12 protein-coding genes are annotated in these 14,804 nt (G+C 58.9%); 4 read left to right on the top strand and 8 right to left on the bottom strand.

What is annotated here, in order from left to right:
* The first annotated feature begins 64 nt into the window (after positions 1–64).
* From pqqD to ACIOWE_RS24080, 3 genes are read left to right on the top strand one after another with little or no spacing between them, the layout of a single operon-like run.
* Complete coding sequence (gene pqqD, locus ACIOWE_RS24090) at positions 65–340, top strand: pyrroloquinoline quinone biosynthesis peptide chaperone PqqD (RefSeq protein WP_401396664.1); 276 nt, start codon at positions 65–67, stop codon at positions 338–340.
* Between the two features lie 7 nt (positions 341–347).
* On the top strand, positions 348–1,484 hold the full coding sequence (gene pqqE / locus ACIOWE_RS24085) for a pyrroloquinoline quinone biosynthesis protein PqqE (RefSeq protein ID WP_401396684.1): 1,137 nt from the start codon (positions 348–350) through the stop codon (positions 1,482–1,484).
* A complete protein-coding gene (locus ACIOWE_RS24080; RefSeq protein ID WP_401396661.1) occupies positions 1,450–3,261 on the top strand; it encodes a prolyl oligopeptidase family serine peptidase in 1,812 nt (603 codons plus the stop codon). The genes pqqE and ACIOWE_RS24080 overlap by 35 nt, the downstream gene beginning before the upstream one ends.
* Positions 3,262–3,412: 151 nt before the next feature.
* On the opposite strand, the gene ACIOWE_RS24075 is transcribed toward ACIOWE_RS24080, so the two are convergent.
* The 3 genes from ACIOWE_RS24075 to ACIOWE_RS24065 form a co-directional block, all read right to left on the bottom strand.
* Positions 3,413–3,571: a YqaE/Pmp3 family membrane protein gene (locus ACIOWE_RS24075; protein ID WP_003228885.1), complete on the bottom strand. Its 159-nt coding sequence runs from the start codon at positions 3,569–3,571 to the stop codon at positions 3,413–3,415.
* 107 nt (positions 3,572–3,678) lie between these two features.
* Positions 3,679–3,999 (bottom strand): helix-turn-helix domain-containing protein, encoded by a 321-nt coding sequence (locus ACIOWE_RS24070; protein ID WP_401396658.1) that lies wholly within the window; start codon positions 3,997–3,999, stop codon positions 3,679–3,681.
* Positions 4,000–4,309: 310 nt separating this feature from the next.
* A complete protein-coding gene (locus ACIOWE_RS24065; RefSeq protein ID WP_401396655.1) occupies positions 4,310–5,593 on the bottom strand; it encodes an aspartate aminotransferase family protein in 1,284 nt (427 codons plus the stop codon).
* Positions 5,594–5,762: 169 nt separating this feature from the next.
* Between ACIOWE_RS24065 and ACIOWE_RS24060 the strand changes: the two genes are divergently transcribed.
* The gene (locus ACIOWE_RS24060; protein WP_401396652.1) at positions 5,763–6,677 is read left to right on the top strand and encodes a LysR family transcriptional regulator; all 915 of its coding nucleotides are present in this window, start codon (positions 5,763–5,765) and stop codon (positions 6,675–6,677) included.
* 227 nt (positions 6,678–6,904) lie between these two features.
* Here ACIOWE_RS24060 and ACIOWE_RS24055 read toward each other — a convergent pair whose 3' ends face one another.
* The 5 genes from ACIOWE_RS24055 to ACIOWE_RS24035 form a co-directional block, all read right to left on the bottom strand.
* Positions 6,905–8,683, bottom strand: a complete 1,779-nt coding sequence (locus ACIOWE_RS24055) for an acyl-CoA dehydrogenase C-terminal domain-containing protein (RefSeq protein ID WP_201236554.1) — start codon at positions 8,681–8,683, stop codon at positions 6,905–6,907.
* A 260-nt stretch (positions 8,684–8,943) separates the two neighbouring features.
* Complete coding sequence (locus tag ACIOWE_RS24050; RefSeq protein ID WP_401396649.1) at positions 8,944–10,740, bottom strand: acyl-CoA dehydrogenase C-terminal domain-containing protein; 1,797 nt, start codon at positions 10,738–10,740, stop codon at positions 8,944–8,946.
* 90 nt (positions 10,741–10,830) lie between these two features.
* Complete coding sequence (locus tag ACIOWE_RS24045; protein WP_166223350.1) at positions 10,831–12,120, bottom strand: GGDEF domain-containing protein; 1,290 nt, start codon at positions 12,118–12,120, stop codon at positions 10,831–10,833.
* A 290-nt stretch (positions 12,121–12,410) separates the two neighbouring features.
* Positions 12,411–14,216 carry a phenylacyl-CoA dehydrogenase gene (locus ACIOWE_RS24040; RefSeq protein ID WP_401396644.1) on the bottom strand — a complete coding sequence of 602 codons (1,806 nt, stop codon included), beginning with the start codon at positions 14,214–14,216 and terminating at the stop codon, positions 12,411–12,413.
* A 276-nt stretch (positions 14,217–14,492) separates the two neighbouring features.
* On the bottom strand, positions 14,493–14,789 hold the full coding sequence (locus tag ACIOWE_RS24035) for a pyrroloquinoline quinone biosynthesis protein PqqE (RefSeq protein WP_401396641.1): 297 nt from the start codon (positions 14,787–14,789) through the stop codon (positions 14,493–14,495).
* Positions 14,790–14,804 lie beyond the last annotated feature (15 nt).

Here is a 14,804-nt window from a genome sequence, read left to right as displayed (position 1 = left end):
AACTGAACCGCCCGCCTTATCACAGCGTCACCGATCAACGGGTCTGGCATAAAGGAATCGCCTTATGAGTTTCGACCGCAGCAAGACCCCGGCCTGGCGTCCCGGCTACCGTTTCCAGTACGAGCCGGCACAAAAAGGCCATGTGCTTCTGTACCCGGAAGGCATGATCAAACTCAATGACAGCGCCGCACTGATCGGTGGTCTGATCGACGGTGAACGCGATGTCGCAGCGATTATCGCCGAACTCGATCGGCAGTTCCCCGGCGTGCCCGAGCTCGGTGAAGACATCGAGCAATTCATGGAGGTTGCCCGTGCGCAGCACTGGATCGAACTTGCCTGAGTCATCGGTGCAAGTCCCGGCCAAACCGGAAATCGGCCTGCCGCTGTGGCTGCTCGCCGAGCTGACCTACCGCTGTCCGCTGCAATGTCCGTACTGTTCCAATCCACTGGATTTCGCCGAGCAAGGCAAAGAGCTGACAACCGAACAGTGGATCAAGGTATTCCGCGAGGCGCGGGAGATGGGCGCGGCGCAACTGGGCTTTTCCGGAGGTGAGCCACTGGTGCGTCAGGACCTCGCCGAACTGATCCATGAAGCGCGGCAGTTGGGTTTCTACACCAACCTGATCACTTCCGGCATCGGCCTGACCGAGCAGAAAATCAGCGACTTCAAAAAGGCCGGCCTCGATCACATCCAGATCAGTTTCCAGGCCAGCGACGAGCAAGTGAACAACCTGCTCGCCGGCTCGAAAAAGGCCTTCGCGCAGAAGCTGGAGATGGCCCGTGCGGTGAAGGCCCACGGCTATCCGATGGTGCTGAACTTCGTTACCCATCGGCACAACATCGACAAGATCGACCGCATCATCGAACTGTGCATCGCGCTTGAGGCCGACTTCGTCGAACTCGCCACCTGCCAGTTTTACGGTTGGGCGCAGCTCAATCGTGTCGGCCTGTTGCCGACCAAGGAACAACTGGTGCGCGCCGAACGCATCACCAACGAGTACCGGGCCAAACTGGAAGCCGAAGGGCATCCGTGCAAATTGATTTTCGTCACCCCGGATTACTACGAAGAACGCCCGAAAGCCTGCATGAACGGCTGGGGCAGTATTTTTCTTACCGTCACCCCGGACGGCACCGCCCTACCGTGTCATGGCGCCCGACAGCTGCCGGTACAATTTCCCAACGTGCGCGATCACAGCATGCAGCACATCTGGTATGACTCGTTCGGTTTCAACCGTTTTCGCGGGTATGACTGGATGCCCGAGCCGTGCCGCTCCTGCGATGAGAAAGAAAAGGACTTCGGCGGCTGCCGCTGTCAGGCCTTCATGCTCACCGGTGATGCAAGCAATGCCGACCCGGTGTGCAGCAAATCGGAGCATCACGGGGTGATCCTAAAGGCCCGTAAAGAAGCCGAGACCGCCACTCAAACCATTGAACAACTGGCCTTCCGTAATGAACGAAACTCGCGCCTCATCGCCAAGGGCTGAGCCTTTCAGCGCCTCGCAAGCCGTCGCCGCCGGGATGGATTTCGCCGAACTGCAGCTCGGTGCCAATGGGCTGTTCTGGAATGAATACCGTCCGGAAGACGGCGCCTGCCGGATCTGGCATTGGCGCGATGGTGTGGCGAAATGTCTGACGCCAGGCGGTTTCAGCGTGCGCAGTCGGGTGTACGAATATGGCGGTGGCGCGTTTTGTCTGACGCCTGACGGGGTGGTTTTCGTCGCTGAGGCGGATCAACAACTGTATCGCCAGGATTTGGCCGGAATGCCTCAGGCACTGACCTTAGGTGAGTGCCGCTATGGCGATCTGCACGTCGCTTTCGGCCAAGTGCTCGCGGTGGAAGAACAGCAAGATCAGCATCGACTCGTAGCGATTGATCTGGTCGACGGGACGCGGCATTTGTTGGCTGAGGGTGCGGATTTTTATGCGGCGCCGATCATCAGTGCGGATGGCCAGCGTCTGGCCTGGATCGAGTGGAGCCGGCCGCATCAGCCGTGGACATCGACTCGGTTGATGGTAGCGCAGCGTTTGCCTGACGGTGCATTCAGCTCGCCGCGATGCATTGCCGGCGCTGAGTTAGAAGAGTCCATTCAGCAACCGCGATTTGATGCCGAAGGTCGCCTCTATTGCCTGACAGATCGCGGCGGTTTCTGGCAGCCATGGGCTGAGACTTCCGACGGTTTAAAACCATTGCAGGCTGCGCAGGCGGACCATGCACCTGCACCCTGGCAACTGGGCGGCTGCACCTGGCTCCCTGTTGAGGATTCTTTTTTAGCCAGTTGGAGCGAAGGTGGTTTTGCTCGCCTGACGTTTGACGGCGAAGATTTCACCGGTGACTACAGTCGCTTCCGTCATCTGGCGCTGGATGAACAAACCATCTACTGCATCGCCGCCTCGCCGGTCAGCCCTTCGGCGGTGATCGCGATTGATCGAACGATCCACGCAGTGAAAGTGCTGGCCGGTGGCGTGGCGCCGTTGCCCGCCGAGCGCATCAGCCGTCCGCAAACCCTGCGTTACCCGAGCGGCTCGGGTGAAGCGCATGGGTTCTTCTATCCAGCCATGAACGATGAAATCAAACCGCCGCTGGTGGTGTTCATCCACGGCGGCCCGACATCGGCGTGCTACCCGATCCTCGACCCACGCATCCAGTACTGGACGCAACGCGGCTTCGCCGTCGCCGACCTCAACTATCGCGGCAGCAGTGGTTATGGCCGGGAATATCGGCAGGCGCTGCACCTGAGTTGGGGTGAGGTAGACGTCGAGGATGCTTGCGCGGTGGTGAGTTACCTCGCCGGCCAGGGTTTGATCGACGGCGAGCGGGCGTTTATTCGTGGCGGCAGCGCGGGCGGCTACACCACCTTATGTGCGCTGGCGTTCAAGCAAGTCTTCCGCGCCGGCGCCAGCCTCTATGGGGTCAGCGACCCAGTGGCGTTGGGCCGGGCGACGCACAAGTTCGAAGGCGATTATCTGGACTGGCTGATCGGCGATCCCGAACAGGACGCCGAGCGCTACGCGGCACGCACACCACTGCTCCACGCCAACCAAATCCGTGTGCCGGTGATCTTCTTTCAGGGAGAACTGGACGCCGTGGTGGTCCCACAACAAACCCGCGACATGGTGACGGCGCTGGAGCACAACGGCATCGCGGTCGAAGCGCATTACTACGCCGACGAACGCCACGGCTTTCGCCGCGCAGTGAATCAGGCGCATGCGCTGGAGCAGGAGTGGAAGTTCTATCGGCGGGTGATGGGTTTGGTGGACTGAAAATCCGCTGCCACCTCCAGGATCCGTGTCGCCCCAATCGCTGGCAAGCCAGCTCCCACAGGTTGCGTGATGTACACAAAATTCGTGTACGACCGAGACTACTGTGGGAGCTGGCTTGCCAGCGATAGCAATTTATCTGGCGCCGCAGAACTCAGCGTTTGGCAATGATGTACACCGCATGCACGATCCCCGGAATATACCCGCACAACGTCAGCAGAATGTTCAACCAGAACGCCCCGCCAAACCCGACTTGCAGAAACACACCCAGTGGCGGCAACAGAATGGCAATGATGATTCGAATGAAGTCCATGGGTCAGCTCCTGAATGGGGGTTGGCTCACTTGAGCCATACAAGCTAATCGACCAGCGCCGTTCGTCAGGGTTCAGTGCGATCACAGCGCCAGTAACCAATCGTGGCTCAAGCGAGTATCTGCAGTCCGTGTTTCTGCACGATGCTCAGCAACTTCAACGCCATTCCACTGGGATGTTTGTCTCCCGACTCCCATTGTTTGACTGTCGATGCACTGGTGTTCAAATATCGGGCGAATACGGGCTGGCTGACATTGTTGAGCTCACGCAAAGCTTTGATCTGCTCCGCCGCAATCGCATCAGGAACAGCTGCAATGCACGACTCATCAAACTCGCGCATCGTCGCCTTGCTGATGGCGCCGACTGCAAACAGAGCGCCGGCCGATTCGTGAATCGACTCACACACTTCACTTTTGAATTTTTTACTCATGAGATATCTCCACGAACGCCTTCATTGCCAACAAACTCTGAATCTGTGCCATGACGGTTAGCGTTCAGACGCTTTTTCCAGATGCCTACGCCAAGATTTTCGGCTTGACCATCAAGCATTTCGATAAGGGCGTCTTTAAGTTCTTTATCCGTGATCCAGTATCTAAAAAACACTGATACCGCAATCTCTCAAGCGCTAATCGCTGATTGCAAAACCCGGCCACAAAAAAACGCCCCACGCCAAAAGAATCAGGCGTGGGGCGTGCGTTATACCGCGAGACGGTTCTTCAATTCGGGCAGGACGGTTCGGCTCAGACGGCAATCCCCTTGCGGCATTGCAGTTGTGCGGTGATCACTCGCGAGAAGGCACGGCCGAGGCGTAGGAGCATTTCGTCGATGTTGGTTTTGCTGACGGTCAGGGCCGGAGTGAAGCGTAGGCAGTTGGCTTGCGGGGCGTTGAGCAGCAGGCCTTCATGCAATGCAGCGTGGACGACGGCATCGGCGGAATCGTCTGACAGGGTCAGTCCATGGAACAGGCCTTGACCACGCAGTTCGCCGTGGCCGTAACGGTGAGCCAGTCGGGCTAGACCTTCGTGCAGATGTCGGCCGTTTTCTTTGACCTGTTCGAGAAAGCTGCGATCTTGCACGCTGTCGAGGACGACCAGGCCGGCCGCTGTCATCAGCGCGTTGCCGTGATGTGTGCCGCCGAGTTCGCCCGCGTCGAAACAGCATGCCTTGCCGCGCGCCAGCAGCGCCGCCAACGGCACGCCGCCGCCAAGGCCTTTGCCGAGCACAACGATATCGGCGCGCACGCCGTAGGATTGTTCGGCGAGCAAGGTGCCACAGCGACCGATGCCGGTCTGCACTTCGTCGAGAATCAGCAGAATGCCCAGTTCACGGCACAGACGCTCGACGCCTTTGAGGTAATGCCCGGTCGCTGGAATGACACCGGCGTCGCTCTGGATCGGCTCAAGCATGATCGCCACGGTCTGCGCATCGACCGCCGCGTGCAGCGCCGGCAAATCGTTGAACGGCACCAGGTCGAAGCCCGGCAACAGCGGTGCGAAACGGTTATGCAGGTTGCAACTGTCCGATGCAGAAATCGTCGCCAGACTGCGACCGTGACATCCCTGCTTCGCAACAATAATCCGCGAGGCGCCGCCGCGATGCAGTTGGCCCCATTTGCGCGCCAGTTTGATTGCGGCTTCGCATGCCTCACTGCCACTGTTGAGCAGGTAAGCCTGATCACTGGACGTGCTGGCGCACAGGCGCTCGGCAAGGCTGAGCATGCCACGATTGTGCAGATTGAAACCGGGGTTGATCAGCGCCTGGGCCTGGCTGGCGATGGCTTTGACCAGCGCCGAAGGGCTATGTCCAAGGCTGTTGGCGCCGCCGGCCTGGGAGAAATCGAGGTAAGCGCGGTCGTTGCTGTCCCACAGCCAGGAACCCTGGCCGCGAACGAAGACCTGTTGTGGCCGTTCAACACTTGGCATCAGGCGCTCGGCATTCAGGCTGTCGCCGACAGCGGGTTGACTGGTTTCCAACGCCAGATCATCAAGACTCGGCGCTGGACGCCGCAAACTGAACAAATTCATTGGAAAAAACCTCGCTTGAGGTTTTTTGAACTGCCTATGTAAACACTCTTGAAGCTGACGCTGGTCATCGCGCTTTCCGGCCCTGTAAGCCTTGTGAATGCGGTTAGACTAGGCTCACTGACGGCTTCGGGCCATTTCGATTTCCCAGCATTTTCGATAAGCATTACTTATGGATTTCAAACAACTGCGTTATTTCGTCGCGGTCTACGAAGAAGGGCATGTCGGCAGAGCTGCCGAACGCCTGTCAATCTCGCAACCCGCGCTTTCCCAGCAGATCCGTCAGCTCGAACAGAACCTAGACGTCACCCTGTTCGAACGCAGCAGCAAACGCCTGCTGCCAACGCTTGCCGCGCACACGCTGTACAACCACGCGCTGCCACTGCTCGACGGATTGCAGCGCGCGCGCGAGGCGTTGGGCAACTTCAAGGGCCAGGCGCTGCGCACGCTGGCAATCGGCGTATTGCAAACCGTACACACCAGTCTGGTGCCGCAAATGCTCGAGCGGGTGCGCAAGGCGCAGCCGCATCTGGTGGTGCAGATCTATGAACTGACCGGTCTGGAGATTGAACGACGATTGCTCAACGGCTCATTGGACATCGGCATCAGTTACTTACCGCCACGTCAGCCCGGGCTGCATGGCGTGATGCTGTATGAGGATGAGCTGACGCTGGTCATTCCGGCGGATCATCCGCTGCGGGAATTCAAGAAAGTCTCGATTCGCCAGGCCGCCGAGCTGCCCATGTTGCTGTTGGGCGAAGAGTTTCAAATTCGCCAGATCTGGCAGGCGCAACTGACAGCCCTCGGGCGACGCCCGCAAGTACAGGCCGAGTTGAACAACATGGTGGGGATTCTCGACAGTCTGCCGCACACCAAACTGGCGACGGTGTTGCCGGGGCGTTCCCAGAAGGAGTACGACGATCAGGATCTGCTGTGGAAACCGCTGAGCGAACCACGGGTGCCGCTGAAGGTTGGCCTGGTCTGTCGTGATGCGCAGCGCCAGCAAGCATCTTTGGCGTTGTTGCGCACGTTGCTGGAGGAAGTGATGGAGCGTGAAGCCAAGCCGCCGCTCGATCCCTTGGCCTGACTACTTTTCTGCAGGCAAAAGAAAACCCCGCCGAAGCGGGGCTTTGCAGACTGTTTCCCTGACATCCATTTCACTCCGCCACCCTGGCAGAATCCTACGTGTCCGTGTTGTTGCTTTGCGCTTCCTGCGCGACGTCCATGAAATGTAGATTAGCTGTGGATCCAATCCGCGCATATGGGAGAACAGCAGCACGTCATGTAAGAGAATGCTTACACGACGTTACATCGTCAGAATTGCGCTGCATCCAACAGGAACAACGACTCGCTGCCAGCCTTCACCGACGCGCTCAACGAGTGAATGCGTGGCAGCAGACGGGCGAAGTAGAAGCGTGCGGTGCCGAGCTTGCTGGCGTAGAAATCGTCCTGCGCTTCTTTGCCCAACGCAGCTTTGGCCATCAGTGCCCACATGTAAGCGTAGGAAACGTAGCCGAACGCTTGAAGATATTCGACCGAGGCCGCGCCGATTTCGTTCGGGTTGTTTTTCGCCCGATCCAGCAGCCACGAAGTCAGTTCGTCGAGGGTATCGACGGCATCGTTCAACGGCTTGGTGAATTCGCCCAAGTCGGCACTGGCCGTCGCGGTGAAGTGGCGGATCTCGTCAGCGAACAGCTTGTAGAACGCGCCGCCGCTGCCGACGATCTTGCGACCGACCAGGTCCAGCGCCTGAATGCCGTTGGTGCCTTCGTAGATCTGGGTGATGCGCACGTCACGCACCAATTGCTCCTGACCCCACTCACGGATGTAGCCGTGGCCGCCGAAAATCTGCTGGCCATGCACCGTGGTTTCCAGACCCAGATCGGTCAAGAAGGCCTTGGCCACCGGCGTCAGCAGTGCAACCAAATCTTCAGCACGCTTGCGAGTCGCCGCGTCTTCGCTGAACTTGGCGGTGTCGAGTTGCATCGCCACGTAGGTGGAGAACGCACGGCCGCCTTCGTTCGAGGCTTTCATGGTCAGCAGCATGCGACGCACGTCCGGGTGAACGATGATCGGGTCGGCGACTTTGTCTTTGTTCTGTGCGCCAGTTGGCGAACGGCTTTGCAGACGGTCGCGGGCGTATTCGACGGCGTTCTGGTAGGAGCGCTCGCCAGTGGCCAGGCCCTGAATACCGACGCCCAGACGCTCGTAGTTCATCATGGTGAACATCGCCGCCAAACCCTTGTTCGGCTCGCCGACCAGATAACCCACGGCTTCGTCGAAATTCATCACGCAGGTCGCGGACGCCTGGATGCCCATCTTGTGTTCGATCGAACCGCAGTTCGCCGGGTTGCGCGCACCCAGGCTGCCATCGGCATTGACCATGAACTTCGGTACCAGGAACAGCGAAATGCCTTTCGGGCCTGCCGGAGCGTCCGGCAACTTGGCCAGCACCAGGTGAATGATGTTTTCGGTGAGGTCGTGTTCACCACCGGTGATGAAGATCTTGGTACCGCTGACCTTGTAGGAACCGTCGGCCTGAGGCTCGGCCTTGGTGCGGATGATGCCCAGGTCGGTGCCAGCGTGCGGCTCGGTCAGGCACATGGACCCGGCCCAGATGCCGGCGTACATGTTCGGCAGGTAGGCGGCTTTCAGCTCTTCGCTGGCGTGAGCGTTGATCGACAGGCAAGCGCCGGCGGTCAGCATCGGATACAGACCGAAGGACAGGCTGGCGGAGTTGACCATTTCTTCAACCTGGGCCGACACGGCTTTGGGCATGCCCATGCCGCCGTAGGCCGGATCGCCACCAACGCCAACCCACCCGCCTTCAGCGTAAGTCTGATAAGCCTGTGGGAAACCGGCCGGCGTGGTGACGGCACCGTCCGCCCAATGGCAACCTTCTTCGTCAGCGGCACGGCTCAGTGGCGCGATGCTTTTGCTGGTGACCTTGCCGGCCTCTTCGAGAATCGCTTCAACGGTCTCGGCGTCGACAGTCTCGGCCAGCGCCGGCAACTCGGCCCAGAGTTTGGCGACTTCGAACACTTCATTGAGGACGAAGCGCATATCGCGCAGCGGCGCTTTGTAGTCAGCCATGGCAAACCTCGCAAAATCTAAACAGGTGATTCGTGGAAGGGTGTTTTCGTTAGGCCGGAGTGTACCCCAACAACTTTTGCGACACATAGGGTCAACCGGTGACTGATTTGTTATTTTTAGTCACCAGCCTGAAACGATAATCAAAGGATGCAGAGAAACCTGTGGCGAGGGAGCTTGCTCCCGCTTGAGTGCGCAGCGCTCACCCATCGGCGGCTGCTACGCACCCGAGCGGGAGCAAGCTCCCTCGCCACACAAGCGGGTCAGAGTGAGAACAGTTCAGCTGGCAACTTCATCAAGCAATCACTCCCCGCCTCAATCGCCGCCCGATGTGCCGCCGTACGCGGCAACAAGCGTTTGAAGTAGAACTCACAAGTCGCCAATTTACCCCGCAAGTAATCCGCCTCCCCCTCACCCGCGTCCAGTTGCGCCTGTGCCACCAGCGCCATGCGCAACCACAGATAGCCGAGGATGATATAGCCGCTGTACATCAGGTAATCCACCGACGCAGCGCCGACTTCGTCCGGGTTCTTCATCGCCGCCATGCCGACCTTCATGGTCATGTCGCCCCACTGCTGGTTCAGCTCATTGAGCTGCGTGACGAAACTGCCCAATTGCGCATGCTCGGCATTGGCCGCGCAGAACTTGTGGACGATTTTGGTGAAACCACGCAGCAACTTGCCCTGACTGCCGAGCACTTTGCGCCCGAGCAGGTCGAGTGCCTGAATGCCGTTGGTGCCCTCATAAATCGGTGCGATCCGGCAATCGCGAACCAGCTGTTCCATGCCCCATTCACGAATGAACCCGTGGCCGCCAAATATCTGCATGCCATGGTTGGTCACCTCCAACCCGGTGTCGGTCATGAACGCTTTGCAGATCGGCGTGAGGAACGCCAACAGGTCTTCGGCCTCCTGACGTGCCTCGGCGTCGCTGCTCAGGTGCGCAACGTCGAGCATCTGCGCGGTGAAGTACGTCAGCGCACGGTTGCCTTCGTTGAACGCTTTCATGGTCAGCAACATGCGCCGCACGTCCGGGTGAACGATGATCGGATCCGCTGGTTTATCCGGGGCCTTGGCGCCGGTCAGTGCACGCATCTGCAAACGATCGTTGGCGTATTTGATCGCGCCCTGGAAGCTCGCTTCACCCAGACACAAGCCCTGCATGCCGGTGCCGAGCCGTGCGTGGTTCATCATGGTGAACATGCAGTTGAGGCCTTTGTTCGGCTCGCCGATCAGAAAGCCCTTGGCGCCGTCGAAGTTCAGCACACAAGTGGCCGAGGCCTTGATGCCCATTTTGTGCTCGATCGAACCGCAGGAAACGCCGTTGCGCGCCCCCGCCTCGCCCGCTGTATCGGGCAGAAACTTCGGCACGATGAACAGCGAAATGCCTTTGGTCCCTGCCGGTGCATCCGGCAATTTGGCCAACACCAGATGGATGATGTTGTCGCTCATGTCGTGCTCACCGGCGGAGATGAAAATCTTGCTGCCAGTGACCGCGTAGCTGCTGTCAGCCTGAGGTGCGGCGCGGGTCTTGATGATGCCCAGATCGGTGCCGCAATGGGCTTCGGTCAGGCACATGGTGCCGGTCCATTGGCCGGCGGTGAGTTTGCTCAGATAGGTTTCTTTCTGCTCGGCGGTGCCGTGGGCATGGATCGCCGACATTGCGCCGTGGGTCAGGCCCGGGTACATGCCCCATGAAGTGTTGCTGGAGCCGACCATCTCACTGATCACCAGCCCCAGCGAACTCGGCAGGCCCTGGCCGCCGTAAGCCGGGTCCGCCGCCAATCCATGCCAGCCGCCCTCGACGTATTGTGCGAAGGCTTGCTTGAAGCCTGTAGGCGTTGTCACCACGCCATTGTCGAAATGGCAGCCCTCTTCGTCACCGCTGCGATTGAGCGGCGCGAGAACGTTCTCACAGAACTTCGCGCCCTCTTCAAGGATCGCGTTGATCATGTCCGGACTGGCGTCGTGGGCGCCGAGATCGGCGTAATTGGTGTGAAAATCGAAGACGTGGTCGATCAGAAAGCGCATGTCGCGCAGGGGAGCTTTGTACTCAGGCATGGTGGCTTCTCCGTCAGCAGGTTGCTTGAACCTACTGCCGGCCACCACACCCGACAATCATTGTGCAGACGCTGAATGCGCCGTCATCACTCAACCCGCAGCGCTGTCCATGCGCACCGCGCCGCGACGGTTTTGCCCGTAGGCCATCACGCAGTTGCGCCCCGCGCCTTTGGCGGCGTACAGCGCTTCGTCGGCGGATTTCAGCACTTGTTCCGGGTTGCGTTGCTCGATCCGTTCGGCAACGCCGATACTGACCGTGACCGAAACGCTGGAAGCACCGGAACCGGCGCGGCGCTGACGACCTTGCTGGTCATCCTGCGGGCGGTTTTCCTGATTGCGCAGTTGGATGTTGTAGGACGCAATCGACTCACGGATCACTTCAAGGTGCGGCATACACTCTTCAAGGGTTTTACCTGCAAACACCAGGGCGAATTCCTCACCGCCATAGCGATACGCCCTACCGCCACCACTGATTTTCGACAGCTTGCTGGCGACCAGACGCAGTACCTGGTCACCAACGTCGTGGCCGTGGGTGTCGTTGAATTTCTTGAAGTGGTCGACGTCGCTCATTGCCAGCACATAGTTGCGCCCCAGGCGCTGCATGCGTTCGTTGAGTGCGCGGCGACCCGGCAGACCGGTGAGTTCGTCGCGGAAGGCCATTTGATAAGCCTCGTGCGCCACAGCGGCGGCAATCATCAGCATCACCTGACTGCACATGATGTTCAGGGTGAACGGCAGGATGAAGGTTTTCGGCAGCATCCAGAACACGCCGAGCAAGCCGACCAATTGCGCTGCGTGCAGCGGACGCGGGTTGCGCCAGTACTGCCAGGCCAGCAGCAGGAACGCTGATATAAACACCGGATAAGACAACTGGATCAGACTCATCCACGCACCATGCAGCGCCGGCCAACGAATCTCCGAAAGCCACATCAGCAACGCCTGTGGGTAACTTTGCTCAAGCCCCAGCGCGACGCTGCCGAAGGCGAGCAGCACCGCGAACCGCGCGACCATGTCCTGAAACAAGTGCGTGCGTTCCTGCCACGCGGCGAACAGGCCAAACAACAGCGGCAGCAGCAGGCAGACCAGATGAAAGACCACGGCGGCGTCTTCGCGCACCTTGCCGTTATCGCGGTAATAGTCGGTCTGGGTGTCGAGCAAAAAGTAGGCGATGTACACCGTGAGCATCAGAAACAATTCGCGCTGACGTCGGTAAACCGCGCAGTAAGCGCCGCCCAACAGCAGCACCAACGTCGGCAGCACGTTAAAAAGAGACGTGAAGAACACGTTGAGGTCTTTGACGTACGCAGCCGCCAACCCCGCGAGCAACAACAGCAGTGAAGGTAAAAAATGGCTGAAACGTACAGCGGAAGAACGCGGCAAGGGTAAAGCTCCGACCCGTCATATCAAAGAGATGGCATTGTGCCTGCAATGTGGCCAGTTAAGCACACACAATGTGATCCAGATCACATGCAGTCTCTTTAACGGCCGCAAATATTGATTGCTGAGCCATCGAACGATGTTTTTTGCCTTCGTACGGATGAATCTTTGTTAATGGCCACTATGCCTGATGGCCAGGACCGGAATTTCCCCTCGAAATGCAAAAAAATCGGCCACAAAAAAACCGCTGCTCCCCAGGGAAGCAGCGGTTTTTCACAAGACCGCGTTAAGGCTTAGTAGCCCAGTGCGAAGTCTTCTTCTTTCATGTCCATCAAGTTGTTGGCGCCCGACAGCATGGTGGCCACGTGAGTACGGGTACGCGGCAGGATGCGCTGGAAGTAGAAGCGCGCGGTTTGCAGCTTGGCGGTGTAGAAAGCTGCGTCGCCAGTGCCTTCTGCCAGCTTCTCGGCTGCCAGACGTGCCATGTCGGCCCAGAAGTAAGCCAGGCAGGCATAACCGGAGTACATCAGGTAGTCCACGGAAGCCGCGCCGACTTCTTCGCGATCTTTCATGGCGGCCATACCGACCTTCATGGTCAGCTCGCCCCATTCCTTGTTGATTGCAGCCAGCGGTGCAACGAACTCTTTGACGGCTTCGTTGCCTTCGTTGTTCTGGCAGAACTTGTGGACGATCTTGGTGAAGCCTTTCAGAGCCTCGCCTTGGGTCATCAGCACTTTACGGCCCAGCAGGTCGAGTGCCTGGATACCGGTGGGGCCGACGTACAGCATCGAAATGCGGCTGGCGCGAACGTTCCGCTCCATGCCCCACGCGGCGATGAAGCCGTGGCCGCCGTAGATCTGCACGCCGTGGTTGGCGGATTCGAAACCGACTTCAGTCATGAACGCTTTGGCGATTGGAGTCATGAAAGCCAGCAGTGCGTCGGCTTTCTTCTTCTCTTCTTCGTCCACGCCGTACTTGACGATGTCGACTTGTTTGGCGGTGAAGTACACCATCGCACGGTTGCCTTCGGCGAATGCCTTCATGGTCAACAACATGCGGCGTACGTCTGGGTGGACGATGATCGGGTCAGCAGCCTTGTCCGGCGCTTTCGGGCCAGTCAGGGAACGCATTTGCAGACGGTCGCGAGCGTACTTCAGGCCACCCTGGAAGCCGATTTCGGCGTGGGCCAGACCTTGCAGCGCGGTGCCCAGACGTGCGGTGTTCATGAAGGTGAACATGCAGTTCAGGCCTTTGTTCGCCGGGCCGATCAGGAAACCGGTAGCGCCGTCGAAGTTCATCACGCAAGTGGCGTTGCCGTGGATGCCCATCTTGTGTTCCAGCGAACCACAGGTCACAGCGTTGCGTGCACCGACGGTGCCATCGGCATTCGGCATGAACTTTGGAACGATGAACAGCGAGATGCCTTTGGTACCGGCCGGTGCATCCGGCAGGCGGGCCAGGACGATGTGGACGATGTTGTCGGCCATGTCGTGTTCACCGGCCGAGATGAAGATCTTGGTGCCGGAAACTTTGTAGGAACCGTCGGCCTGAGGTTCGGCCTTGGTGCGCAGCATGCCCAGGTCGGTACCGCAGTGCGGTTCGGTCAGGCACATGGTGCCGGTCCATTCGCCGGAAACCAGTTTGGTCAGATAGGCTTCTTGCTGCTCTGGAGTGCCGTGCTCGGAGATGGTGTTCATAGCGCCGTGCGACAGGCCTGGGTACATGCCCCACGACCAGTTGGCTTCGCCAACCATTTCGCTGACGGCCAGACCCAGCGACTCAGGCAGGCCCTGACCACCGTGCTCGACGTCGTGCGCCAGGCTCGGCCAACCGCCTTCAACGAATTGCTTGTAAGCCTCTTTGAAGCCAGTCGGGGTTTTCACGCCGGACTCGCTCCAGGTGCAACCTTCGAGGTCGCCCACGCGGTTCAGCGGTGCCAGTACCTGCTCACAAAACTTGGCGCCTTCTTCGAGAATGGCGTCAACCATGTCCGGAGTTGCGTCTGCGCAAGCCGGAAGGCTCTGATAGTGCGCTTCGTAGCCGAGCAGCTCGTCACGAACGAAGCGAATATCACGCAAGGGGGCCTTGTAGTCAGGCATAGCGATAAACCTCTGCTGATGTAACCGGGAATGAACGACCGTGTTGATTTGTTGTGACGGTCAAACAGTTGTTTGAAACATACGTTTACGCCGAAATCTTGTCAAGCGTCGATCTTTTGCCGTTCGTCTTCACAATTTTCAAACGCCGGACACAGCAAACTGCCGTGTGCTCGAACGAGCCACGGGCGATGAAAAAAGATTAGTTGAGGAAGAAGGACTTACAACGAAAAACGCCGCGACAAGGCGCGGCGTTCGGAATGCACAAAGCGAGAAAGATCAGGCAAACGTGTCGATGATCGTCCCGAGCATTTCGTCGGAGGCCTTGGCGACTTTCGCCCCCAGCTCCACTTGAAATTTGCCTTGAGCCATCTGGACCATATCGCTGCCCGGATCCATTTGCTGGCTGCGATCGACGCCGCGCAGACGATCGACCTGAGCCTCGGAAGACTGACTGGTAACCGAGCGCTCAATAGTGTTGTTGGCGATCTGGCTAGCCGCCTGATCGACACGGTTCTGCCCGGTCTGAATGGTGCTCAAACCGGCATAAAAAGCTGTGTTACCGGAGATTTCCATGGGAGTTCTCATCCT

The sequence above is a fragment of the Pseudomonas sp. NPDC087598 genome (genome assembly GCF_044743525.1).
GTDB lineage: Bacteria > Pseudomonadota > Gammaproteobacteria > Pseudomonadales > Pseudomonadaceae > Aquipseudomonas.
This window is presented reverse-complemented; position numbering and strand designations above follow the sequence as displayed.

Excerpts from the sequence above, each read along its gene's own strand:
- pqqD (WP_401396664.1), top strand. The coding sequence starts at position 65 with ATGAGTTTCGACCGCAGCAAGACCCCGGCCTGGCGTCCCGGCTACCGT.
- ACIOWE_RS24080 (WP_401396661.1), top strand. The coding sequence starts at position 1,450 with ATGAACGAAACTCGCGCCTCATCGCCAAGGGCTGAGCCTTTCAGCGCC.
- ACIOWE_RS24075 (WP_003228885.1), bottom strand. The coding sequence starts at position 3,571 with ATGGACTTCATTCGAATCATCATTGCCATTCTGTTGCCGCCACTGGGT.
- ACIOWE_RS24070 (WP_401396658.1), bottom strand. The coding sequence starts at position 3,999 with ATGAGTAAAAAATTCAAAAGTGAAGTGTGTGAGTCGATTCACGAATCG.
- ACIOWE_RS24065 (WP_401396655.1), bottom strand. The coding sequence starts at position 5,593 with ATGAATTTGTTCAGTTTGCGGCGTCCAGCGCCGAGTCTTGATGATCTG.
- ACIOWE_RS24060 (WP_401396652.1), top strand. The coding sequence starts at position 5,763 with ATGGATTTCAAACAACTGCGTTATTTCGTCGCGGTCTACGAAGAAGGG.
- ACIOWE_RS24055 (WP_201236554.1), bottom strand. The coding sequence starts at position 8,683 with ATGGCTGACTACAAAGCGCCGCTGCGCGATATGCGCTTCGTCCTCAAT.
- ACIOWE_RS24050 (WP_401396649.1), bottom strand. The coding sequence starts at position 10,740 with ATGCCTGAGTACAAAGCTCCCCTGCGCGACATGCGCTTTCTGATCGAC.
- ACIOWE_RS24040 (WP_401396644.1), bottom strand. The coding sequence starts at position 14,216 with ATGCCTGACTACAAGGCCCCCTTGCGTGATATTCGCTTCGTTCGTGAC.
- ACIOWE_RS24035 (WP_401396641.1), bottom strand. The coding sequence starts at position 14,789 with ATGGAAATCTCCGGTAACACAGCTTTTTATGCCGGTTTGAGCACCATT.